21 protein-coding genes are annotated in these 22,172 nt (G+C 72.3%); 13 read left to right on the top strand and 8 right to left on the bottom strand.

What is annotated here, in order from left to right; genetic code table 11:
- Nucleotides 1-44 precede the first annotated feature (44 nt).
- Nucleotides 45-1,283 carry a serine hydrolase gene (locus tag O7626_RS34645; RefSeq protein WP_278065190.1) on the top strand — a complete coding sequence of 413 codons (1,239 nt, stop codon included), beginning with the start codon at nucleotides 45-47 and terminating at the stop codon, nucleotides 1,281-1,283.
- A gap of 66 nt (nucleotides 1,284-1,349) precedes the next feature.
- A complete protein-coding gene (locus tag O7626_RS34640) occupies nucleotides 1,350-1,892 on the top strand; it encodes a DUF1697 domain-containing protein (RefSeq protein WP_278065189.1) in 543 nt (180 codons plus the stop codon).
- 3 nt (nucleotides 1,893-1,895) lie between these two features.
- Here O7626_RS34640 and O7626_RS34635 read toward each other — a convergent pair whose 3' ends face one another.
- On the bottom strand, nucleotides 1,896-3,044 hold the full coding sequence (locus tag O7626_RS34635; RefSeq protein WP_278065188.1) for an acyl-CoA dehydrogenase family protein: 1,149 nt from the start codon (nucleotides 3,042-3,044) through the stop codon (nucleotides 1,896-1,898).
- 127 nt (nucleotides 3,045-3,171) lie between these two features.
- Entirely contained in the window at nucleotides 3,172-4,704 is a 1,533-nt protein-coding gene (locus O7626_RS34630; protein ID WP_278065187.1) for an acyl-CoA carboxylase subunit beta, read from the bottom strand.
- A 215-nt stretch (nucleotides 4,705-4,919) separates the two neighbouring features.
- Between O7626_RS34630 and O7626_RS34625 the strand changes: the two genes are divergently transcribed.
- Nucleotides 4,920-5,498, top strand: coding sequence for a snapalysin family zinc-dependent metalloprotease (locus tag O7626_RS34625; protein WP_278065186.1), 579 nt, complete (start codon nucleotides 4,920-4,922; stop codon nucleotides 5,496-5,498).
- A gap of 96 nt (nucleotides 5,499-5,594) precedes the next feature.
- Here O7626_RS34625 and O7626_RS34620 read toward each other — a convergent pair whose 3' ends face one another.
- From O7626_RS34620 to O7626_RS34610, 3 genes are all read right to left on the bottom strand, one after another.
- Nucleotides 5,595-6,497, bottom strand: a complete 903-nt coding sequence (locus tag O7626_RS34620) for a hydroxymethylglutaryl-CoA lyase (RefSeq protein ID WP_278066451.1) — start codon at nucleotides 6,495-6,497, stop codon at nucleotides 5,595-5,597.
- Between the two features lie 8 nt (nucleotides 6,498-6,505).
- On the bottom strand, nucleotides 6,506-7,852 hold the full coding sequence (locus O7626_RS34615; RefSeq protein WP_278065185.1) for a biotin carboxylase N-terminal domain-containing protein: 1,347 nt from the start codon (nucleotides 7,850-7,852) through the stop codon (nucleotides 6,506-6,508).
- Nucleotides 7,853-8,075: 223 nt separating this feature from the next.
- Nucleotides 8,076-8,684 (bottom strand): TetR/AcrR family transcriptional regulator, encoded by a 609-nt coding sequence (locus O7626_RS34610; protein ID WP_278066450.1) that lies wholly within the window; start codon nucleotides 8,682-8,684, stop codon nucleotides 8,076-8,078.
- 479 nt (nucleotides 8,685-9,163) lie between these two features.
- Here O7626_RS34610 and O7626_RS34605 point away from each other — a divergent pair, with 479 nt between their 5' ends.
- The 6 genes from O7626_RS34605 to O7626_RS34580 all read left to right on the top strand — a co-directional run bounded on the left by O7626_RS34605 (nucleotide 9,164) and on the right by O7626_RS34580 (nucleotide 15,988).
- Nucleotides 9,164-10,492 carry an MFS transporter gene (locus O7626_RS34605; protein ID WP_278065184.1) on the top strand — a complete coding sequence of 443 codons (1,329 nt, stop codon included), beginning with the start codon at nucleotides 9,164-9,166 and terminating at the stop codon, nucleotides 10,490-10,492.
- A gap of 51 nt (nucleotides 10,493-10,543) precedes the next feature.
- Nucleotides 10,544-11,185 carry an RNA polymerase sigma factor gene (locus tag O7626_RS34600; RefSeq protein ID WP_278065183.1) on the top strand — a complete coding sequence of 214 codons (642 nt, stop codon included), beginning with the start codon at nucleotides 10,544-10,546 and terminating at the stop codon, nucleotides 11,183-11,185.
- Nucleotides 11,182-12,189 carry a CU044_5270 family protein gene (locus O7626_RS34595; protein ID WP_278065182.1) on the top strand — a complete coding sequence of 336 codons (1,008 nt, stop codon included), beginning with the start codon at nucleotides 11,182-11,184 and terminating at the stop codon, nucleotides 12,187-12,189. Before O7626_RS34600 ends, O7626_RS34595 begins: the two co-directional genes overlap by 4 nt.
- A gap of 174 nt (nucleotides 12,190-12,363) precedes the next feature.
- Nucleotides 12,364-13,227, top strand: a complete 864-nt coding sequence (locus O7626_RS34590) for an aminoglycoside phosphotransferase family protein (RefSeq protein WP_278065181.1) — start codon at nucleotides 12,364-12,366, stop codon at nucleotides 13,225-13,227.
- A 23-nt stretch (nucleotides 13,228-13,250) separates the two neighbouring features.
- On the top strand, nucleotides 13,251-13,820 hold the full coding sequence (locus O7626_RS34585) for an NUDIX hydrolase (RefSeq protein WP_278065180.1): 570 nt from the start codon (nucleotides 13,251-13,253) through the stop codon (nucleotides 13,818-13,820).
- 818 nt (nucleotides 13,821-14,638) lie between these two features.
- Complete coding sequence (locus O7626_RS34580; RefSeq protein WP_278065179.1) at nucleotides 14,639-15,988, top strand: hypothetical protein; 1,350 nt, start codon at nucleotides 14,639-14,641, stop codon at nucleotides 15,986-15,988.
- Between the two features lie 72 nt (nucleotides 15,989-16,060).
- On the opposite strand, the gene O7626_RS34575 is transcribed toward O7626_RS34580, so the two are convergent.
- Nucleotides 16,061-16,963: a sulfurtransferase gene (locus O7626_RS34575; protein WP_278065178.1), complete on the bottom strand. Its 903-nt coding sequence runs from the start codon at nucleotides 16,961-16,963 to the stop codon at nucleotides 16,061-16,063.
- Nucleotides 16,964-17,025: 62 nt separating this feature from the next.
- Here O7626_RS34575 and O7626_RS34570 point away from each other — a divergent pair, with 62 nt between their 5' ends.
- A complete protein-coding gene (locus tag O7626_RS34570; RefSeq protein ID WP_278065177.1) occupies nucleotides 17,026-17,637 on the top strand; it encodes a pentapeptide repeat-containing protein in 612 nt (203 codons plus the stop codon).
- A 3-nt stretch (nucleotides 17,638-17,640) separates the two neighbouring features.
- On the opposite strand, the gene O7626_RS34565 is transcribed toward O7626_RS34570, so the two are convergent.
- On the bottom strand, nucleotides 17,641-18,411 hold the full coding sequence (locus O7626_RS34565) for an SGNH/GDSL hydrolase family protein (protein WP_278065176.1): 771 nt from the start codon (nucleotides 18,409-18,411) through the stop codon (nucleotides 17,641-17,643).
- 285 nt (nucleotides 18,412-18,696) lie between these two features.
- On the opposite strand from O7626_RS34565, the gene O7626_RS34560 reads away from it, so the two are divergent.
- Nucleotides 18,697-20,460 carry a proline--tRNA ligase gene (locus O7626_RS34560; RefSeq protein ID WP_278065175.1) on the top strand — a complete coding sequence of 588 codons (1,764 nt, stop codon included), beginning with the start codon at nucleotides 18,697-18,699 and terminating at the stop codon, nucleotides 20,458-20,460.
- Here O7626_RS34560 and rfbC read toward each other — a convergent pair.
- On the bottom strand, nucleotides 20,457-21,071 hold the full coding sequence (gene rfbC, locus O7626_RS34555) for a dTDP-4-dehydrorhamnose 3,5-epimerase (RefSeq protein ID WP_278065174.1): 615 nt from the start codon (nucleotides 21,069-21,071) through the stop codon (nucleotides 20,457-20,459). The two genes, O7626_RS34560 and rfbC, sit on opposite strands and share 4 nt — an antisense overlap.
- A 163-nt stretch (nucleotides 21,072-21,234) precedes the next feature.
- On the opposite strand from rfbC, the gene O7626_RS34550 reads away from it, so the two are divergent.
- Together O7626_RS34550 and O7626_RS34545 are read left to right on the top strand one after the other, a co-directional pair.
- Complete coding sequence (locus O7626_RS34550; protein ID WP_278065173.1) at nucleotides 21,235-21,660, top strand: CBS domain-containing protein; 426 nt, start codon at nucleotides 21,235-21,237, stop codon at nucleotides 21,658-21,660.
- A 23-nt stretch (nucleotides 21,661-21,683) separates the two neighbouring features.
- The gene (locus O7626_RS34545; RefSeq protein ID WP_278065172.1) at nucleotides 21,684-22,115 is read left to right on the top strand and encodes a SufE family protein; all 432 of its coding nucleotides are present in this window, start codon (nucleotides 21,684-21,686) and stop codon (nucleotides 22,113-22,115) included.
- Nucleotides 22,116-22,172: the final 57 nt, after the last annotated feature.

The following is a 22,172-nucleotide window of genomic DNA, read 5'->3' as shown; positions in this document are numbered from 1 at the left end:
CGATTCCGCCACTCGAACGGGTGAATCCGATTACTCTTCGGAGTATGAATCGACGGTTGCTCGTACTCAGAGTAGCCAGCGCTCTCCTGGTGCTTCCCGCGACGACGGCGGCCGGGGCACCCGGACCCGCGGTTCCGAGGCTTCCGGCCCAGATCCGGGCGGGCACCCCGGCCCGGCCCTGTCCGGCGCCGAGCCCGCCGGTGGCCCGGCCGAGCCGGCCCGCCCCGCCGCCGCTCGACCCGGCGAAGGCGGCGGTCGGCGGCCCCGCGCTGGCCACCCCCGGCCTGGTCACCCCGCCCGGCGTCGCCGAACCGCCCCGGGTCACCGCCACATCGTGGCTGGTCGCCGACCTGACCAGCGGCGTGGTGCTCGGCGGCTGCGGCCCGCACGAGTACGGCGTACCGGCGAGTGTGCAGAAGCTGCTGTTGGCGGCGGCGGTACTGCCCCGGCTCGACCCTCGGCAGGTGGTCGAGGTGACCGGGTCGGACCTGGACTTCGAACCGGGCAGCTCGGCGGTGGGGCTGGTGCGCGGCGGCCGGTACCCGGTCGAGACGCTCTGGCTCGGCCTGATCCTGAACTCCGGCAACGACGCCGCGAACGTGCTGGCCCGGCTCGGCGGCGGTCCCGCCGGGCAGGCCGGCGGGGTGGCGGCGATGAACGCCGAGGCGACCCGGCTCGGCGCGCACCAGACGCGAGCCGCGACACCATCCGGACTGGACGGTCCCGGCCAGTACACCAGCGCGTACGACCTGGCGCTGATTGCCCGCGCCTGCTTCGCCCATCCCGACTTCCGCCGGTACGCGGCGACGAAGATGGCGCAGGTGCCGGCCCAGGCGGCGAACAACACCAAGGGTTATCCGATCTGGAACGACAACCAGCTCCTGCACCGCTATCCCGGTGCGCTCGGCGGCAAGACCGGCTACACCGACCTGGCCCGGCACAGCTTCGTCGGGGCGGCGGAACGCGACGGGCGTACCCTGCTGGTCACCCTGCTCGGCGCGGAGTCGCAGCCGCAACGCGGCTGGGAGCAGGGTGCGGCGCTGCTCGACTGGGGTTTCGGGCTGCCCGCCGACGCAGCCGTCGGCCAACTCGTCAGCCCGGGTCAGGACGCCGGCAACCAGGTCTCCTCGCCGGTGGCCGGCGCCTCCCGGGTACGCCCGGAGCAGGGCTTCCACCCGGGCTGGCTGCTCGGCACGGCCGCCCCGGTGGTCCTGGTCGGCGCCCTGCTCGGGCTGCTGCTGCACCGTCGACGCCGGACCGCCCAGCGTCGCACCGGCCGCTGACCGGCACCCGACCCCGCCGCGAGTTACGCTGCTGAGGCGTCGGACGGGGTCGATCGAGGGGGCGGGATGGTCCGGTACGCGGCACTGCTCCGGGGCGTCAACCTCGGCTCGCACAACCGGATCGGCATGGCCGACCTGCGCCGGATCGTCACCGAACTCGGCCACGACGAGGTGCGGACCTACCTGCAGAGCGGCAACGTCGTCTTCGGAGCCGCCGACGATGCCGACCCGGGACGGCTGGCCGACGGGATCCGCCGCGCCCTCGCCGACCAGTCGACCCTGGACGTGGCGGTGATGGTCCGGTCCGGCCCGGAGCTGGCGAAGCTGACCGGCGGCAACCCGTACGCCTCCGGGCAGCCGGACGAGGTCAAGCTGCTGGTGGCGTTTCTGGCCGAGCCGCCGGAGTCCGATCGGGTGGCCGGGCTCGCCGTGCCGGGCGGCGAGACCGCCGAGTTCCGGTTCGCCGACACCGGCCGGGACGTCTACCTGCACTTTCCCGACGGGTACGGCCGGAGCAGGTTCAACCTGGAGAAGCGGCTCGGCGTCGCCTCGACCACCCGGAACTGGAAGACCGTCCGGGCCCTGGCCGAGCTGACCACCGTCGACTGACGGCTACAACCCCAGGTCGCGGGCGATAATCATCCGCTGCACCTCGGAGGTGCCCTCGCCGATCTCCAGGATCTTCGAGTCCCGCCAGAACCGGGCCACCGCGAACTCGTTCATGAAGCCGTAGCCGCCGTGGATCTGGGTCGCATCCCGGGCGTTGTCGACCGCGCACTCGCTGGCGTGCAGCTTGGCGATCGCGGCGTGCCGCTTGAAGTCCTCGCCGGCCAGCATCCGGGCCGCCGCGTCGTGGTACGCCAGCCGGGAGGTGTGCGCCCGCCGCTCCATGTCGGCGATCTTGAACTGGATCGCCTGGAAGTTGCCGATCGGCTGGCCGAAGGCGTGCCGGTCCCGGGCGTACCGGACGGACTCGTCGACGCAGCCCTGGGCGAGCCCGACCGAGAGCGCCGCGATGGCGATCCGCCCCTCGTCCAGGATGCGCAGGAACTGGGCGAAGCCCCGGCCGCGCTGGCCGAGCAGGTTCTCCGCCGGCACCCGGCAGTCCTCGAAGGTCAGCTCGTGGGTGTCCGAGGCGCACCAGCCGACCTTGGAGTAGCCGGGCGCGACGGTGAAGCCGGGGGTGCCGGACGGCACGATGATGGTGGAGAGTTCCTTGGAGCCGTCCGGGTTGCTGCCGGTGACCGCGGTTACCGTGACCAGGGCGGTGATGTCGGTGCCGGAGTTGGTGATGAACGCCTTCGACCCGTTGATCACCCACTCGTCGCCGTCCAGTACCGCCCGGGTGGCGGTGCCGCCCGCGTCGGAGCCGAAGCCCGGCTCGGTCAGCCCGAACCCGGCCAGCGCCTCGCCGGTGACCAGCTTCGGCAGCCAGCGGGCGCGCTGCTCGGCGGTGCCGAACCGGTAGATCGGCATCGCGCCGAGCGAGACCGCCGCCTCAAGGGTGATCGCCACGCTGGAGTCGACCCGGGCCAGCTCCTCCAGGGCGAGGCAGAGTGCGAAGTAGTCGCCGCCCATCCCGCCGTGCTCCTCCGGGAAGGGCAGGCCGAACAGGCCCATCTTGCCCATCTGCGCGACGATCTCGTACGGGAAGGTGTGCCGCTCGTAGTGCTCGGCGATCGCCGGCGCGACGACCTCGCGGGCGAAGGACCGCACACTGGATCGCAGCGCCTCGTATTCCTCGCTGAGCCGGAAGTCCATAGGGTTCCTCCATCGGTTCGGTCGGTCCGCCGGTCCGCTCGTGCCGAACCCGGCCGGGATGCTGCTGGTGGCGCGGCGGCTGCCGCGCGGGCGGTGCTGGTGGTGCGGCGCTGGCTGGCCGCTCCGGTCAGACGGGTGTGACGCCGTGCCGGCGACGGGAGAAGCCGCGGTCCTTGCCCCGGGCGGCGGCGTACCGGCGGACGAGTTCGGTGCGCAGGTCGGCCGGCTCGACGACGGCGTCCACCACCAGCTCGCTGGCCAGCCGGACGACGTCGATGTCCTGCTCGTAGTCGGCGCGGCGCTCGGCGACGAAGGCGGCCCGCTCGTCCGGGTCCCCGATCGCGGCGATCTTGTTGGCGTAGACGGCGTTCACCGCCGCCTCGGCGCCCATCACCGCGATCTTCGCGGTGGGCAGCGCGATCGTTGCGTCCGGCTCGAAGCCGGGGCCGGCCATCGCGTAGAGCCCGGCACCGTACGCCTTGCGGACCACCACGCAGATCTTGGGTACGGTCGCCTCGCTGATCGCCGTAATCATCTTGGCGCCGTGCCGGATGATGCCCTGCTTCTCCACCGCCGTGCCGACCATGAACCCGGGCACGTCGGAGAGGAATAGCAGCGGGACGTTGAAGGCGTCGCAGAGCTGCACGAACCGGGTCGCCTTGTCGGCGGAGTCGACGAAGAGCACCCCGCCCTTGAACATCGAGTTGTTCGCCACCACCCCGACGACCTGGCCGTCGAGCCGGCCGAAGCCGACGGTCAGCTCCCTGGCCCAGAGCGCCTGCACCTCCAGGAAGGAGTCGGCGTCGAGCAGGCCCCTGACGTACCGGCGCATGTCGAACGCCTGCCGCTCGCTCGCCGGCACCAGCGCGGCCAGGTCGACCTTCTCCGGTGCGGCCACCGCCGGTGCGGCCGGCGGCGCCTGGGTCCAGTTCGCCGGCAGGTACGACAGGTAGCGGCGGACCACGTCGAGCGCGTCCGCCTCGGTCTTGCAGAGGAAGTGCCCGACGCCGGACTCGGCGCAGTGCACCCGGGCCCCGCCCATCTCCTCCAGGGTGGTCTTCTCCCCGGTGACCATCTCGACCATCCGGTCGGAGCCGAGGTACATGCTGGCGTTGCCGTCCACCATCGCCACCACGTCGCAGAACGCCGGGATGTACGCCCCGCCGGCCGCGCTCGGCCCGAACAGGGCGCAGACCTGCGGGATCGAGCCGGAGGCGCGTATCTGGTTCCAGAAGATCTTTCCGGCGCCGCGCCGGCCGGGGAAGAGGTCGACCTGGTCGGTGATCCGGGCGCCGGCCGAGTCGACCAGGTAGACCATCGGCTGCCCGTTGGCGTACGCCCGCTCGATGATCCGGATGATCTTCTCGACGGTACGGGCGCCCCAGCTGCCGGCCTTGACCGTCGAGTCGTTGGCCATCAGGCAGACCGGCCGGCCGTCGATGCTGGCCTGGCCGGTGACCACACCGTCGGCGGGCAGCCCGTCGGCGAGCGCGTTGGCGTAGAGCCCGTCCTCGACGAACGACCCCTCGTCGACGAGCAGCGCGATCCGCTCCCGGGCGAAGAGCTTGCCCTTGGCCGCGTTGGCGGCGTGGTATTTCTCCGCTCCGCCGGCCCGGACCCGCTTGCCGAGTTGTTCCAGCGCCGCACCGTCGAGTGTCACGCCGACCCCCTCGTCTCCGCCCGCGGGACTGGCTGGCAACCCCGCGTCAACTCCCCTGAACGATCGTTAGGCTACCGCGCCCGCCCCACCCTGGGCCACCCGGTCGGCGCCCATAACAGACAACCACGTATCCGGACAGGATGGTGGAATTGACGTTTGTCCATACTATGCTGCTGGCACCCCCACAACCGGACCCCCGGATCGGAGAGTGAGCCATGACCTCACGCATCAGCCGGCTGCTCGTCGCGTTCGTCGCGACGACGGGTGCCACCCTCGGCATCACGCTGGCCAACCCCTCGCCCGCGTCCGCCGCCATGACCATCTGCTACAACACCAGCCAGGCACCCAGCTACGTCAGCATCGCCAACCAGGCCGCCTCGATCTGGAACAACGCCACGTCGAACCTGACGCTCTCCGCCAACTGCGGCACCAACCTGCGGATCTACCAGATCACCGGTGGCGGCTCGTACGCCGTACGGACCAGCCTGGGCAACGGCCGGGTCTACATCGACACCCGGCAGGCGGCGCAGTACAGCCCGCTGCGGATCATGACGCACGAGATCGGGCACATCCTCGGGCTGCCGGACAACTACAACGGCAACTGCTCGCTGCTGATGTCCGGCGGCAGTGCGGGTACCAGCTGCACCAACCCGTACCCGAGCAGCGGCGAGGCGAGCCAGGTGACCCGGCTCTTCGCCGGCACCCGGGTCGGGCCGGAGCGCGCCGACAACACCGGTGACCAGGTATTCCGGGACAGCTGGCCGGCGACCACCATGCTCGCCCCGATCGGCTGACCCGACGGCCGAGCAGCCAGGACGACCCAGCACCCGGAACGGGCCGGCGATTCTCGGCGGCCCGTTCCGCCCGGCCCGCGTCGACCGCCGTCGCACCTAGCTGGTGAGCCGGCTGCGCGGGCCGGCGCGGAGCACCCCGGACGGCAACTCCCGGCCGACCAGCCGCTCCGCATAGGCCGCCGCCTCCAGCAACGCGTCCAGGTCGACGCCGGTCTCGACGCCCATGTCGTGCAGCATGTGCACCACCTCCTCGGTGGCCACGTTCCCGCTCGCCCCGGGGGCGTACGGGCAGCCGCCCAACCCGCCGACACTGGCGTCGTACTCGGTGACGCCGAGGTCGAGTGCGGTCAGCAGGTTCGCCAGTGCCGTACCCCGGGTGTTGTGGAAGTGCAGCAGCACCGGGATGTCGGGCTGCCGGTTCCGGACGGCGGTGACGAGTTCCCGGACCCGGCGCGGCGTCGCCATCCCGGTGGTGTCGCCGAAGGCGACCCGGTCCGCCCCGTCGGCCACCACCCGGTCGACGATGCCGGCCACCCGGGCCGGGTCGACGTCCCCCTCGTACGGGCAGCCGAAGCTGGTCGCCACGATCACCTCGGCGGTCGCCCCGGCCTCGTGCAGCAGGGCGATCAGCCCGGCGATGTCGTCGAGCGACTCGGCGGTGGACCGGTTGACGTTACGCCGGTTGTGCGTGTCGCTGGCCGAGACCACCACCTCGATCTCGGTGAAGCCGGCGGCCAGGGCCCGCTGCGCACCCTTCGTGTTCGGCACCAGCGCCGAGTAGCGCACCCCCGGCGCCCGGGTCGCCCGCGCCCACACCTCGGCGGCGTCGGCCATCTGCGGAATCGCCTTCGGGTGCACGAAGGAGACCGCCTCGATCCGCCGCACACCGGTGCCGGCGAGCAGGTCGAGCAGCCGCACCTTGCCCTCGGTCGGGACCGGATCCTCGTTCTGCAACCCGTCGCGCGGCCCGACCTCCCGGATCGAGACCGCGCCCGGCAGGTCGGCGCTCACTTCGTGCCCCGCATCCGGCCCACGATCCCGGTGTCGTAGCTGCCGTCCAGGAACTCGGGATTGTCGAACAGCTCGGCGAAGAACGGCAGGTTGCACTTCGGGCCGGCGATCTCGAACCCGGCCACCGCGGTACGGGCCCGCTCGATCGCCTCGGCCCGGTCGGCGCCGTAGACGACCAGTTTCGCCAGCAGCGAGTCGTAGAACGGGGTGACGGTGGTGCCGAGGGCGTACCCGGAGTCGACCCGGACCCCGTCGCCGGCCGGCTCGGTCCAGGCGGTGACCGCGCCCGGACCGGGCAGGAACCGCTTCGGGTCCTCGGCGTTGACCCGCAGCTCGACGGCGTGCCCGCGCGGGGCGAGCGCGTCGGGGTCGAAGCTCGGGGCCAGCCCGGCGGCCACCCGCAACTGCTGCTCCACCAGGTCGACGCCGTAGACCAGCTCGGTCACCGGATGCTCGACCTGGAGCCGGGTGTTCATCTCCAGAAAGAAGAACTCCCCGGTGGACGGGTCGAGCAGGCACTCGACCGTGCCCGCGTTGCGGTAGCCGACCGCCTCGCCGGCCCGGACCGCCGCCGCCAGCAGCCGCTCCCGCAGCCCCGCGTCGACGGCCGGGGACGGCGACTCCTCGACCAGCTTCTGGTTGCGCCGCTGCACCGAGCACTCCCGCTCGCCGAGTGCCACCACCCGGCCGTCGGCCAGGCCGAGGATCTGCACCTCGACGTGTCGCACCCGGGGGAAGTACCGCTCGACCAGCACCGAGCTGTCCCCGAACATCCGCTCGGCGAAGGCCCGCACCCTGTCGTACTCGGTCCGCAGGCCCGGCTCGTCGGCGGCGACCGCCATGCCCATCCCGCCGCCCCCGGCGGCGGCCTTGACCATCACCGGGAAGCCGATCTCGGTGGCGGCGGCGAGCGCCGCGTCGACGGTGCCGGCCGGCTCGGTGCTGCCGGGCGCCACCGGCACCCCGGCGGCTGCCATCAGGTTACGAGCATTGATCTTGTCGCCCATCGCGGCGATCGCGTCCGCGCCCGGTCCGACCCAGACCAGGCCGTTCGCCTCGACGGTACGGGCGAAGTCGGCGTTCTCCGACAGGAAGCCGTAGCCGGGATGGATCGCCTGGGCACCTGTCGACTTCGCGGCGGCCAGGATCGCCTCGGGGTTCCGGTAGCTCTGTGCCGGGTTCGCCGGCCCGATGCAGACCGCCTCGTCGGCCTCGCGGACGAACGGCAGGTCGGCGTCCGCCTCCGAGTAGACCGCGATCGCCCGTATGCCGAGTCGCCGGGCGGTCCGGATGATCCGGCGGGCGATCTCGGCACGGTTCGCGACGAGCAGAGACTCGATCATGTCGATGCGCTACCTTCCCGTACTCGACCGGCCGTAACCCGTGGTGGGCGCGTCCGCGACCCGGCTCGGTGAACCTCTGTCAACCTGACCCTCCGGTCCGGCGGACCGCAGGATCGGGCGCGGCGCCCGAGCGCCACGCGGTTTAGGTTAACGAACGTTCAGTCGACTGGGAACTGCGGCTCAGTCACCCGCAACCGGCGGCTCAGTCGTCCGCGTCGGCGGCTCAGTCGTCCGGGTCGGCGAGCAGCGCGGCCAGGGTGGCCGCCCGGAGCAGCGCGGCCCGCCGCTGGCGGTCCACCTCGCCACCGAGGAACGGCGTGGAGTTCATCAGGCCGAACGCGGCGTGCGCGAGTACCCGTGCCTCGGCCGCCGAGAGTTTCGGGTGCAGCGCCGTCAGCACCCCCACCCACTCCTCGACGTAGAGCCGCTGGAGCCGCCGGATCTGCCGACGGGGCTCCTCCGGCAGCCGGTCCAGCTCGTGCAGGTGCAGCGCGATGACCGCCGGATTCGCCAGGGCGAACTCGACGTGGAAGTCGATCAGGGATTCCAGGGCCGCCCGGAAGTTGTCCGGATGCTCCGCGACCCGCTGCCGGCCACCGGCCAGCAGCCCGTCACTCACCGGCATCAGCGCGGCGATGAGCATCGCCTCCTTGCCGGCGAAGTGGTGGTAGAGGGCCGGACCGGTCACCCCGGCGGCCGACCCGATGTCGTCCATCGAGACCCCGTGATAGCCACGGGCCGCGAAGAGGCCGACCGCGATCTCCAGAATCTCGTCGCGCCGGGACCGGCGTCGCCGTACGCCGCTGGCGGGCGCGTCGGCCTCCGTCGCCATCACCTGCTCCTTCACCGTCACCCGACCAGCCTAGTCAGATGTCAATCAGTAGCTGCTCACGAAGTGTCGACCGCCACCAGGTGGACACCTTCGACGGCGCCGGCAGGGGCGGGCGCGGGTGCCCGATTAACGGCGGTAGCCGCCTTACTTCCCTTATTGCCCAGGTGTCGCGCGGTGGTGCAGTCGTCGGGCTGGCGGTGGGTGGTTGGTGGGGCTGAGTCGGTGAGTCGGTGGGTGGTGGTCGGTGGGTGGTGGCCTGACGTGGCTTGACTCTCGACCCGGTCGAGACCGCAGGGTCGACGGTCGGGTCGCTCGACGCGACCGCCGGTTGACTGGTTCGCGCTCGGCCGGTCGATTGCCCGGCGCTCGGTCGGTCGATTGCCCGGCGCTCGGTCGGGTCGGCACTCGATCGGGTCGGCCTGTCGCTGCTCGGTCGGATCGGCGGTGAGGCGGCGGTAGGCAGGCGGGTGGGAGGTCGGATGGGCAGGATCGGCGGATTCTGGGCACTGTGGACGGCGACCGTGCTGTCCCGGCTCGGCGACGCACTGCGTACCCCGGCGCTGGCCCTGCTCGCCGCCTCGGTGACCCGGGATCCGCGCGCCATCGCGGTGGTGGTGGCCGCCGGTCAGCTTCCACCGCTGCTGTTCGGACTGGTCGGCGGGGTCTACGCCGACCGATGGGACCGGCGCAAGACAATGACCACAGTGGACGGCCTACGTGCGGTCCTGGTCGCCGGCTTCGCCCTGCTGGTCGTCACCGGCGACGTCGGGATCGTCACGCTCGTCGGCTGCACCTTCCTGCTCGCCACCCTCGGCGTCTTCTTCGACGCCGCCGCCTTCGCCGTCCTGCCCGGAATCGTGCCCGCCGACCGGCTGGCGGTCGCGAACGGCCGGCTCCAGGCGGGTACCGCCGTCGCCGGTGGGTTCGTCGGCGCACCGCTGGCCGGGCTGCTCTTCGCCGTGTCGGCGGCCCTGCCGTTCGCCGCCGCCGCCGTCACCTTCGCCGCCGCCGCCCTGCTCGCGCTGACCCTGACCCCACGCCCGTCCCCGACCCTCCTGCCCGGTCCAGCGTCCGAGACCACCCCGGGCCCCAGCGCCGCTGCCGCGATCCCGAGGGCCGATCCCGGCACCACCGCCGCCATCCCGAGGGCCGATCCCGGCACCGCACGTGCCGCCTGGCGGGCGGCCGGGGAGGGGCTGCGCTGGATCTGGCAGGACCGCACCCTGCGCCGGATCACCGGGTTGACGACGGTCACCAACCTGGCCACCAGCGGCCTGATCGCGATCCTCGTGCTCTACGCCCTGGAGGTGCTCGCGGTGCCCGCCGCCGGGTACGGGCTGTTCATGTCGGCGGCGGTACTCGGTGCACTGGTCGGGGGACTCTGCGCGGGGCGGATCGCCGCCCGGCTCGGCACGCTGCCCGGCCTGCGTGCCGTACTGGTCGCCGAGACGCTGGCGGTCGCCGCGCTGGCGCTGGCCCGACATCCGGTACCGGGCGCCGTCGCACTCGCCGTCTTCTCCGCCGGCACGGCGATCTGGAACGCGCTCTGGTCGGCGTACGGGCAGCGTAACGTCCCCGCCGAACTGCTCGGCCGGGTCGGCAGCGCCCAACGTACGGTCGCACTGCTGGCGGCACCGGTCGGCGCGGTCGGTGCCGGACTGCTCGGCTCCGCCACCGGCCTGCCCCCGGTGCTGTACGCCGTCACCGCCGTCTTCGCCCTGGTCGCGACGACCGCCTGGCACTCGCTCCGCCCCCAAGCGGCGTGGGTCGGGCGGGCGGAGCCGCCCCCGGCCGGCGAAGTCCTGTGAGGTGGACCACGGGAACCCGAGCGTCCGACCGGACAGTTGTTTCATGTGGAGATGAGTTTGCGTGCCCGGGTGCACGCCGGCGACCCGGTCGCGTTCAGGGAACTGTTCGATGAGCATGCTCGATCGGTCTACAACCACGCCTTCCGACTGACGGGCGACTGGTCGACCGCAGAGGACGCGGTATCGACGACGTTCCTTGAGGCATGGCGGTTGCGTCAGACGGTTCGTGTCGGTATCGGCGACGGATCGTTACGTCCCTGGCTGCTGGGCATCACCACCAACGTCGTACGGAATATCCGCCGCGCGGCCCGACGGCACGCCGGTGCACTCGCGCGATTACCGAAGCCCGAGATGACGCCGGACTTCGCCGACGAGGTCGCCCTGCGCGTCGATGACCGCGAACAGCTGGGCCTGGTGCGTGCGGCGCTGGCGGCGCTGCGCAGGCCCGAGCGCGAGGTGCTGGCCTTGTGCGTCTGGTCCGGGCTCGACTACGCGGCGGCCGCGGAGGCGCTCGGCGTGCCGGTCGGCACGGTGCGATCCCGGCTGTTCCGGACCCGCAAGAAACTCGAAAAGCTCGTCGAGGCGGGCCGGCTGAGACCGGCCGAGAAATGCGGGGAACCGCATGTTGGCCGCGGACAGATAACAGGTAGCCGCGAGATCGCGGCCCGGTTTGCTCAGGAGAATTCCCGATGAACCCCACGTCGAATCAGTTCGATCCGGATGACCGCGCAAGCTTGGCCCGGCTGCTGCCGGCGCTGGCGGAACGGGACCTGCCGAGCGACCGTCACCAGCGAATCCAGGAGTTCGTGATGCACGAGATCCACCAAGACCTGCACGCGGCCGAGACGCCCTCGCAGCACGCCCCGAAGCGACGGCTCGCCTTCCTGGCCTCGGCGCTGACCGCCGGCGCCGCCACCGCCGTGGTCGCTGTGGTCATCGCGGCGGGCGGCGCCGGCACGTCCGGTGACGGCTCGGACGGGCCGTCGACGGGTACCGTCGCTGGCGCCGACTCGGGGGCTGGTTCGCCGCGGTCCGGCCAGCAGATCCTGCTCGCCGCCGCCACCACCGCCGAGAATTCGGCCGAGGCGTCGGGTACCTACTGGTACACGAAGGTGGTGTCGATCAAGGACAAGAGCGGTGCCTCTGACCAGTACGAGTACTGGACCGGCCACGACGGCCAGAGCTGGTTCCGGGGTCAGAAGAGCGGGGGTAGGGTGCAGAAGCTGAGCGGACAAGCCGGTGCCTTCTCGCTCGGTGGTGCCAGCGTGAGCCTGGCGCAGCTCCAGCAGCTGCCGACCGAGCCGAAGGCGCTGCAGGCGGCGATCACCGAGATCGTCAAGAACGGCGACGTCCGGACCAGCGCCGGGAAGTTGACCGCCGCGCAGCAGGAGAATGCGGTCTTCCACGGGCTGATCTCCCTGGTGTCCCAGCAGCCGACCCCGCCAAAGGTGCGTGCCGCCGCCTACCGGGCAATCGCCTCCTACCCGAACGTCACCAGTCTCGGTCCGGTCAAGGGCGGGCTGCGCCTGGTCATCACCGAGAAGGGAGAACGCGAGGCGGTACTGGTCATCGACCCGACCAGCTCGCAGATCACCGAGACCAACTTCTTCGTCCCGAACGACGGCGGCCTGTGGTACGCCAGCGAGGGCGGCTCCTTCCAGCTCACCTCGCAGTGGACGGAGAAGCTGCCTCAGTAGCGTCGTTTCGGCAGCCGCCGACGCCAGGGCCCGCACGGTCGAATTGACCGTGCGGGTCGTCCGGCGGGCCCGGACGGCTGCCGTACCAGCCGGCCAAACGCCACGTCCTGGCATGATCCGAGGGTGCGAGGATCGGTAGGAGCGGTGCAGGACCTAGTACATCGACTGTTGGGCGTGGAGGTCGGTACCCTGGTGCCGCTCGGCGAGGGCACCGACCACGTCGCGTACGAGGTGGACGGGGCGTACGTGGTCCGCCAGCTGAAGCCGGTCGACGGCGCGGACGTGGCGGCGGCGATCGAACGGGAGGTCGCGCTGCTCGACGTCGTCGCCCGGGTGTCGCCGATCCCGGTCCCCGAGGTGGTCGCCGCGGCGCCCGAGGCAGGCCTGATGGTGCAGCGCAAGCTGCCTGGCGTCTCGCTGCTCGACCGCCCGCCGACCGAGCCGGCCGTACTTGTCGACCAGCTCGCGGAGTTCCTGACCGCCGTCCACGGCATCCCGATCGAACAGGTCGCCGGCCTGGTCGAGGAGGACCGCTACCCGCTGGCTGGCTACCTCGCCGAGACCGACGCCGCGCTGCCGGAGGTCGCCGAGCTGCTCGGTGCCGACGAACGCCGGGCCGTGGACCGGTTCCTGGCCACCGCGCCGCCCGCCGAGCCGGACGTGTTGGTCTTCTGCCACAACGACCTCGGCGCCGAGCATCTGCTCGCCGAGCCGGACCGCACCAGGCTGACCGGCGTCCCTGACCGGACGAGGCTTACCGGAGCCCTTGACCGGACGAGGCTTACCGGCGTGCTCGACTGGTCCGACGCGGCGGTTGCCGACCCGGCGCACGACCTCGGCCGGATCTACCGGGACCTCGGCCCGGAGGTCGCGGCCCGGGTGGCCGCCCGGCTGGACCCGTCGACGGGGGACCTGCTGGCGCGCGCCGCCTTCCACGCCCGCTGTGCGCTGATCGAGGACCTGGCGTTCGGGGTGGCGGCCGACCGGCGGTACGTTGACGCCGCGCTCGCCCACCTGACCCGCACGTTCCGCGACTGATCCTTGACGGGGGACCTTCGGCAATGCGTGAGTCGGTCGCCGTGGTGCACGGTCTCGTCTCCGGGCTCGTCCCGGCCGACGACCAGGAGGCCCGGCACCGGTCGGAGACGCTGCACTGGTTGCGGCGCGCCGACGACGTGTTCCGGCGGATCAAGCCGGCAATCCCACCTCGCCACCTGGTCTCGTACGTCGTACCGGTCGATCCGGTCGACGGCGGCGTGCTGCTGGTCGACCACCTCAACGCCGGACTGTGGTTGCCGCCGGGTGGGCACGTGGACCCGGACGAGCATCCGACCGGAACCGCCCGCCGCGAGGCGTACGAGGAGTTGGGCGTACCGGTCGACAGCGGCCTGGTGGACGAACGGCCGGCGTTCCTCACCGTGACCGAGGCCGTCGGGATCGACGCCGGGCACACCGACGTGAGCCTGTGGTACCTACTGCGGATCGACCGCGCACGGCAGCTCCGGCTCGACAGCGGTGAGTTCCGGGAAGCCCGGTGGTGGACACCGGCAGACATAGCTGCCGCCGATCCCACCGGTTTCGACCCGCACTTCATCCGATTCTGGGCGAAGCTCCGGCGGACAGCTCCCTGAACGGCACCACCGCTACCAATATCAATTGCCTTGGAATCGAGACTGGTTCGCGGCATACGCAGATTCGCGGTAGAGAACACACCGCCCGCAGTTGCCTCGATAGAGGCCAAGGACGACTTGGCGGCGACAGTCTGCTGGGCCGGTTCCTGCCACCACGCGACCTCGACCGTCTACTGGCCCGATCCTGATACGGCCTACCGGCACAAGACCTACCGGGGGGACGCCGTCAGCGGCCTCTGTTTCAACGTGACGGCGCTCTGGACCTACCGGCACGACCGGATCGGCCTGCCGGTCTATCTCGCGGCGCAACTCCAGCACGCGTCCCAGGACCTGCCCCCCGCCACCCCCCGCCACCCGGCCACCCGCTTCCTCCGCTGGCTCCCCCCACCCCCAAACCCGATCACCCCGCCGTCGACAGACGCGCCGCCAAGATTCTTGTTGTTCCGTGGTCAGCCACGAACCACAGGACAACAAGAATCTTGAGCCCGTCGTGCGTGACCGGGGAACCGGCCGACGGCGTCAGGCCTCTACCCGGCATGGCGACCGCAGCAGAGGGCGAACGCGACGAAACAGCGTGGCGTTTCGGGACGACCGGTCCCGTCAGGACGGACCGGCGCGACGGGACGACCGGACGTGCCGGGACAACCGGACGCGACGGGACGACGGCACGCGCCGGGACGACCGGGCCCGACGGGACGGCAGGCGCCGGGGCAACCGGGCCCGACGGGACGACGGCAGGCGCCGGGGCAACCTGGGCCACCGGGGCAACCGGGGCCGCCGGGACGGCCGGGCGGGTCGGTCCGGCGACGCGGCGGAGTGTGCTGCGGGCGGCCGGGGCGGTACTGGTCGGTGCGGCCGGGGTCGGAGCGGTCTCGGCGATCGCCGGCTGCCGGTCCCGGACCGACGGGCCGGACGCCCGCCCGCAACCGGCACCACCGGACGCGCTGGTGGTCGAGCTGGCCGACGGCAGACTGGCGGTGGTGGCGGCGGCGACCGGTCGGCTGCTTGTCCAGCCCGCCCCGGCGGTGCTCAGCGGGGACGGCCGTCGGCTGGTCCGGGTCGAGCACCCCGGCGGGGGTACCCGGTTGACCGGTCACCGGCTGCCCGACGGCGCCCCGATCAGCGCCGGCACCCTGACCGGCGCGCTGACCGCCCGCACCACCTCGGCCGACGGCGACCTGGTGGCGCTCGCCGACGACGCAGGGCCGGGTCGCAACCCGTACCGGCCGGGGCCCCGGGAGCGGACCACGATCGTGGTCGCCGACGGGGCCGGCGAGCGGCGCCGGCTGGAGTTGCCCGGCAACCTCGAACCGGAGGCGTTCGACACGACCGAGCAGGCACTCTTCGTCCTCGACTATCTGCCGCCGACCGCGCCGGACCGCTACCGGGTGCGGGTCGTCGACCTCGCCTCCGGACGGATCGAACCGTTGCTGACCAGGGTCAAGGCGGTGGTGCCGGAGGGCGCCGAGGAGGAGATGCGCGGCGAGGGCCGGCAGGCGGTCTACGACCCGGCGCGTCGGCGGCTCTTCACGCTCTACACGCACCAGCCGGACCACGTACACACCCGGGACCGGATCGCCGCCACGACGGATCCGGGCGGGGCGCGCGACGACGCTCCGCACGTACACGCCTTCGTGCACACCCTCGACCTGACCGAACGGTGGGCGTTCTGCATCGACCTGCCGACGCCGTACGGGGAGGGGCCGGCGACCGGGCGCACGATCGCGCTGAGCCCGGACGGCAGCCGGCTCTACGTTGCGGACGCCGGCAGCGGGGCACTGGCCACCATCGATCCCGACGGACTCACCGTGCTGGAGAGCTTCCGGTTCGACCCGCCGACGGGCGGCGCCGGAGCGGGTGGCGCGGCCCCGGGCGGCGGCACCCTGGGCGGCGCCGCGCCGGCCGCGTCGGCCGTGGACGCCGCCGGGACGGTGCTGGTCGGGGCCGGCCGCGAGGTGGTCGGCCTGGCGGGTTACCCGCGCGGCAGGGATCCGCGCTGGTCCACCCCGGCCGAGGTACGCGGACTCGTCGCCCCGCCCGGCGGCGACCGGCTCTACGTCGGCCAGCCCGACGCGGTACTCCGGATCGATCCGCGCTCCTGGACGATACGGCAGCGTATCGACGTACCCGGGTTGGTGGCCGTGCGGCAGGTCGTCCCCGCCGTCTAGGGTCCAGGCAGGTCGTCCCCGCCGCCCAGGGTCCCGGCCCGGCGTCGCCCGGCCGCGCCGTGCCGTCAGCGGTCAGGAGGTGAGGCCGCCGGGCTGGTCGCCCTTGACCACGGGAGCCCGGACCAGGTTGCCCCACTCGGTCCACGAGCCGTCGTAGTTGCGCACCCGGGGATAGCCGAGCAGGTGCCGCAGCACGAACCAGGTGTGGCTGGACCGCTCGCCGATCCGGCAGTACGCGATCACGTCGTCGTCCGGCGACAGTCCGAGCTGGTCGGCGTAGATCGCCCGCAGTTCGTCCGGCCCCTTGAAGGTGCCGTCGTCGTTCGCGGCCGACTTCCACGGCTTGCTCAGCGCGCCCGGGATGTGGCCGCCGCGCAGCGCACCCTCCTGCGGGTACTCCGGCATGTGGGTCAGCTCCCCGGTGTACTCCTTCGGTGAGCGGACGTCGACAAGCGGCCGACCCGCCGCGATGTGCGCCAGCACCTGGTCCCGGTACGCCCGGATCGGCGCGTCGTCCCGCTGCGGCGTCGGATAGTCGGCCGGCGGCCGGTCGGTCTTCTCCCGGGTGAGTTCCCGCCCCTCGGCGACCCACTTCTGCCGACCACCGTCGAGCAGCCGCACGTCGGAGTGGCCGAAGAGGGTGAAGACCCAGAGCGCGTACGCCGCCCACCAGTTGAAGTTGTCGCCGTAGAAGACGATCGTGTCGTCCCGGCCGATGCCCTTGGCCGCGCAGAGCCTGCCGAACGCCTCGGCGTCGAGGTAGTCCCGGGTCACCTGGTCGTTCAGCTCAAGGTGCCAGTCGACCTTGATCGCGCCGGGGATGTGACCGGTCTCGTAGAGCAGCACGTCCTCGTCCGACTCGACCACCACCAGCCCGGGTTGGCCCAGGTGCTCGGCCAGCCACTCGGTGCTGACCAGTCGCTGCGGGTCGGCGTAACCCTGGAGGCTCGGTGCGGGATCGCTCGGCATCGGCATGGCCCCACCGTACGCCGGACGGTCGGTGCGGGAGTGCGGCTCGCCTCGGTTACCGTCGTCACATGACGGAGCCGACCCGGACAGGCGTACGACACGAGGGGCGGACGTTCCGGCGGGAGGACTGGTACGGCGACGAGTTCGTCGAACACGAGTACGTCGACTGCGAGTTCTTCGACGTCGACCTGACCGAGGCGACGCTGGAGCGGAGCAGCTTCACCAACTGCGTCTTCGGCAACGTCCGGTTCAACGCCTCCCGGCACACCGACTCGGCGTTCCTGCGCTGCACCTTCACCAGGTGCAACTTCTTCGAGGCCGAGTTCGCCGGCTGCAAGCTGGTCGGCAGCACCTTCGCCGAGTCGGCGCTCCGGCCGCTGACCGTGCTCGGCGGGGACTGGTCCTTCGTCGGCCTCTCCGGCGCCGACCTGCGCGGCGTGACCATCCAGGGCGTACGGATGCGCGAGGCGGACCTGACCGGCGCGAACTGCACCGACGCGATCCTGACCGGGGTCGACCTCTCGGGTGCGCAACTGCGCGCTGCCCGGTTCGTCCGCTGCGACCTGCGTGGCAGCGACCTCAGCACCCTCGACCCGACCACTGTGGAACGGTCCGGCGCGATCGTCGACCCGACCCAGACGATAGTTCTCGCCCAGGCCCTCGGCTTCCAGGTCGGCTGACCCTCAACGGTCGACGTACGGCTTCAGCAGCGGGCGCTTGGCGAGGACCGTGTCGCCGGACGACCGGCCGGTGAGCCGACGCCTGACCCAGGGCGCGAGGTACTGCCGCAGCCAACGCAGGTCCGCGCCACGGGCAGCCAACCACGGCGTCGGTGCGGGATGCGGCGGGACGACCAGCCAGCCCTCTTCCGGGGAGACACCGAGGGCGGTCAGCACCCGGGCAGCGACCCGGCGGTGCCCGGCGGCCGACAGGTGGAGCCGGTCGGGACTCCACAGCACCGGGTTGAGGAAGACGTCGTCGGCGTAGAGGTCGACCAGGGTGGCGTCGTGCCGCTCCGCGATCTCGCCGATGCCCTGGTTGAGGACCGCGACCCGGGGGCCGAGGATCCGCTGGCCGGGCAGCCGGGCCATCACGTTGGCGAACCGGAACAGCAGCACGTCCGCGCCGGTTGCCCGGAGCTCCCTGATCACCTGGTCCGCGCGCTCGACCAACGCGTACGGGTCGCAGCTGCGGCGCAGCACGTCGTTGCCGCCGGCGGCGAAACTGACCAGGTCGGGGCGCATGTCGAGGGCGGCGGGCACCTGCTCGGCCACCACGTTGTCGAAGAGCCGGCCCCGGATCGCCAGGTTGGCGTAACCGAAATCCGGCCCGGCCGAGGCGGCCAGTGTCGCGGCGACCAGGTCGGCCCAACCTCGGAAACTGCCGTCCGGGTACGCGTCGTCAAGTCCCTCGGTGAAGCTGTCCCCCACCGCCACGAAGCTGCGCCAGCGCACCTCGCGCCTCCCCTGCACTACGTTCCACTCCCAGCGACCGCAGTCTGTCAGCCCGACGGCGGCCGGGGCACTCCCCAGGCCCGAAGGTGACGGGGACCGCAGCTGTCCAGGTCCGAAGGCGACCGGGACCGCAGCCGTCGAGTCCCGAAGGCGACCGGGACCGCAGCCGGTGCCGGTGCGCGCCGGTCGCGCGGCGTACCCGGGACGGCCGGGCTGCCCCGGCCGGGCCGACGTCGGGCGACAATTCGGGTGCCCGGGTTCCGGCCGCCGGTCTACGCTGCCCGGATGCTGCTCCGGATGTCCACGCTTTTTCTCCGTACGCTGCGCGAGGACCCGGCCGACGCGGAGGTGCCGAGCCATCGGCTGCTGGTGCGGGCCGGCTACATCCGTCGAGCCGCACCGGGCGGCTACACCTGGCTCCCGCTCGGCCGGCTGGTGCTGGACCGGGTCGCCGAGATCGTCCGGCACGAGATGGTCGCGATCGGCGGCCAGGAGGTGCTCTTCCCGGCCCTGCTGCCCCGGGAGCCGTACGAGACGACCGGCCGGTGGACCGAGTACGGCGACGACATCTTCACCCTGACCGACCGGCGGGGCGCCGAGTTCCTGCTCGGCCCGACCCACGAGGAAATGGCGGCCCTGCTGGTCCGGGACACCTTCACCTCCTACCGGGACTTCCCGGTGTCGATCTTCCAGGTGCAGACGAAGTACCGGGACGAGGCCCGGCCCCGGGCCGGGCTGCTGCGCGGGCGGGAGTTCCTGATGAAGGACTCCTACTCCTTCGACCTGGACCAGCCGGGGCTCGCGGCGGCGTACGACCGGCACCGGGCGGCGTACCAGCGGATCTTCGACCGGCTCGGGTTGGCGTACACGATCGTCGCGGCGACCTCGGGCGCGATGGGCGGCTCGGCGTCGGAGGAGTTCCTCGCCGCCACCGAGGTCGGCGAGGACACCTTCGTCGGCTGTACCGCCTGCGACTACGCGGCCAACACCGAGGCGGTGGCCACCCCGCCGGCACCGGCCGGCGACCCGTACGCCCACCCCTCGGCGCAGGTGCACGACACCCCGGAGACGCCGACCATCGAGTCCCTGGTCGCGCTCGCCAACGACCGCCGGCTCGGCGGCCGGACCGACTGGACCGCCGCCGACACCCTGAAGAACGTGGTCGTCGAGCTGCGCCGGCCCGGGTCGGCCGAGCCGGAGCCGCTGGTCGTCGGCGTACCCGGGGACCGTGACGTCGACCTCAAGCGGCTCGCCGCGACGCTCAGCCCGGCCACCGTGTCGATGTTCGACGGTTTCGCCGACCGGCCCGAGCTGGTCCGCGGCTACATCGGCCCGCAGGTGCTGGCCGAGCTCGGCATCCGCTACCTGGTCGATCCCCGGGTGGCGCCCGGCACCGCCTGGCTGACCGGCGCCAACGAGCCGGGTCGGCACGCCACCGACGTGGTCTGCGGCCGGGACTTCACCCCGGACGGGACGATCGAGGCGGCCGAGGTCCGGGCCGGCGACAGGTGTCCGGCCTGCCGGCCGGGGCGGCTGACGATCCGCCGGGGCATCGAGATCGGGCACGTCTTCCAGCTCGGCCGCCGCTACACCGACGCGTTCCGGGTCGACGTGCTGGGCCGGGACGGCAAGCCGGTCCGGCTCACCATGGGCTGCTACGGCATCGGGGTGTCCCGGGCGGTGGCGGCGATCGCCGAACAGCACCACGACGAGCGGGGACTGGTCTGGCCGGCGGCGGTCGCGCCGTGCGACGTACACGTGGTGGCGGCCGGCAAGGGGCCGCAGGCGGAGGCGGCGCTGGAGCTGGCCGGGCAGTTGGCCGGGGTTGGCCTGCGGGTGCTTGTCGACGACCGGGCGCACGTCTCGGCCGGGGTCAAGTTCGCCGACGCCGAGCTGATCGGCGTCCCGCGCGCCGTCGTGGTCGGCCGCCGCTGGGCCGACGGGTACGTCGAGCTGCGTGACCGCGCCACCGGTGAGCGGGCCGAGCTGCCGGCGGCCGAGCTGCCGTCCCGGCTGGCCGTCCCGTCCGGTCCCGCCTCGGCAGGCTAGAGCTGGTCTCGGCCGGAGCGGTGTGCCTGGTAGAGCCGCTGGCACTCGTCGTACCGGGGGAGCAGGTCGGCGGCGCGCAGCTCGGCGAGGCCGGGCGCCCGGGCGTCCCGCTCGGAGAGGATCGGGTCGAGGCCGGCCGGCCAGGGCAGCGCGAGTTCGGGGTCCCGGACGTGCACGATCCGCTCCCGGGCCGGGGCGTACCGGGCGGAACAGAGATAACTGACGACGCTCTCCTCCTCCAGCGCCACGAAGGCGTGCCCGACCCCCTCGGGCAGATAGACCGCCCGGTTGTCGACGGCGTCCAGCCTGGTCACCTCGTGCCGGCCGAACGTCGGCGAGCCGACCCGCAGGTCGACCACCATGTCGAGCACGGCGCCACGCGGGCAGGAGACGTACTTGGCCTGGCCGATCGGCACGTCGGCCCAGTGCACACCCCGGACCACGCCCCGCCGGGAGACGCTCTGGTTGACCTGGGCCACCACGAGTTCGAAGCCGAGCACGTCGGCGAAGACGGCCGCGTCGTACCAGACGAGAAGCCTGCCCCGGTCGTCGGAGAACTGCTGCGGGAGGAACTCCCAGGCGCCGGAGATGGGCAGCTCGGTGGCCTTCATCGCACCTCACTCAGGTCACGCGGATCGCCGGCGACTTATCCGGACCAACCGCACGCTACCGTCCAGCAACCCAAAGTGGCCGATCGGAAACCTGACATGGTGTTAGCGTGCCGGCCAGGGGGTAGCAGGTGGTATCGGTAAACCGGGGGTTCGGAGGCACGCTGTGACCGAGGTCAGAGTCCGCGACGTCATGACGAGAAACATCGTCTATCTGCCGGTGGCCACCACTCTGGACGAGGCCGCCCGCGCAATGCGCGACGCCGACATCGGCGACGTGGTGGTGACGGACGGGTCGAGCCTGTTCGGCATGGTGACCGACCGCGACATCGTGATCCGCGCCGTCGCCGAGGGCCGGGACGCCCGGCAGACCACCCTCGGCGAGGTCACCTCGCGGGAGATCGTGATGATCGAGCAGAACTCCACCGCCGCCGAGGCCGCCTCCCTGATGCGGGATCGGGCCGTACGCCGGATCCTGGTCTGCGACAGCGACCGCCAACTGGTCGGCATCGTCTCCCTGGGCGACCTGGCGATGCGCCTGGACCCGTCGTCGGCACTGAGTGAGATCAGCGAGGCCAGTCCGGGCCGCTGAACCGGCTCGGTAGCCTGGGGTCCATGCCCCAGTCGATGCCACCGAAGCTCGCCGAGATCGTGGCGGAGTTCGCCGCCGCTCCCCGGGACGTGGTCCTCGAGATGCTGCTGGAGTTCTCCGACGCCGTGCCGCCGCTGCCGGCGGAGCTGACCGGGCACGCCGGGATGGAGCAGGTCCCGGAGTGCCAGACCGCGTTCTTCCTGCGCGCCGAGGTGGCCGCCGACCGTACCGTGACGACCTGGTTCGACTGCCCGCCGGAGGCGCCGACCACCCGGGCCTTCGCCGGGATCCTGGCCGAGGGGCTGGCCGGGGCGAGCGCCGACGAGGTGCTTGCGGTGCCGGACGACCTCTACCAGCGGATGGGGCTGGCCCAGGCGATCAGCCCACTGCGGGTGCGCGGCGGCAACGCCATCCTGGCCCGCCTCAAGCGGCAGGTGAGCGAACAGCTCGGCTGAGACCGGCGGGGCACCCAGGCCGGGCCGGGGCGACGTTTCACGTGCAACAGTATCGTC

It is taken from the genome of Micromonospora sp. WMMD1102 (genome assembly GCF_029626265.1).
Lineage (GTDB): Bacteria > Actinomycetota > Actinomycetes > Mycobacteriales > Micromonosporaceae > Plantactinospora.
The sequence above is the reverse complement of the archived record's forward strand: the minus strand, read 5'-3'. Positions and strand labels throughout refer to the sequence as shown.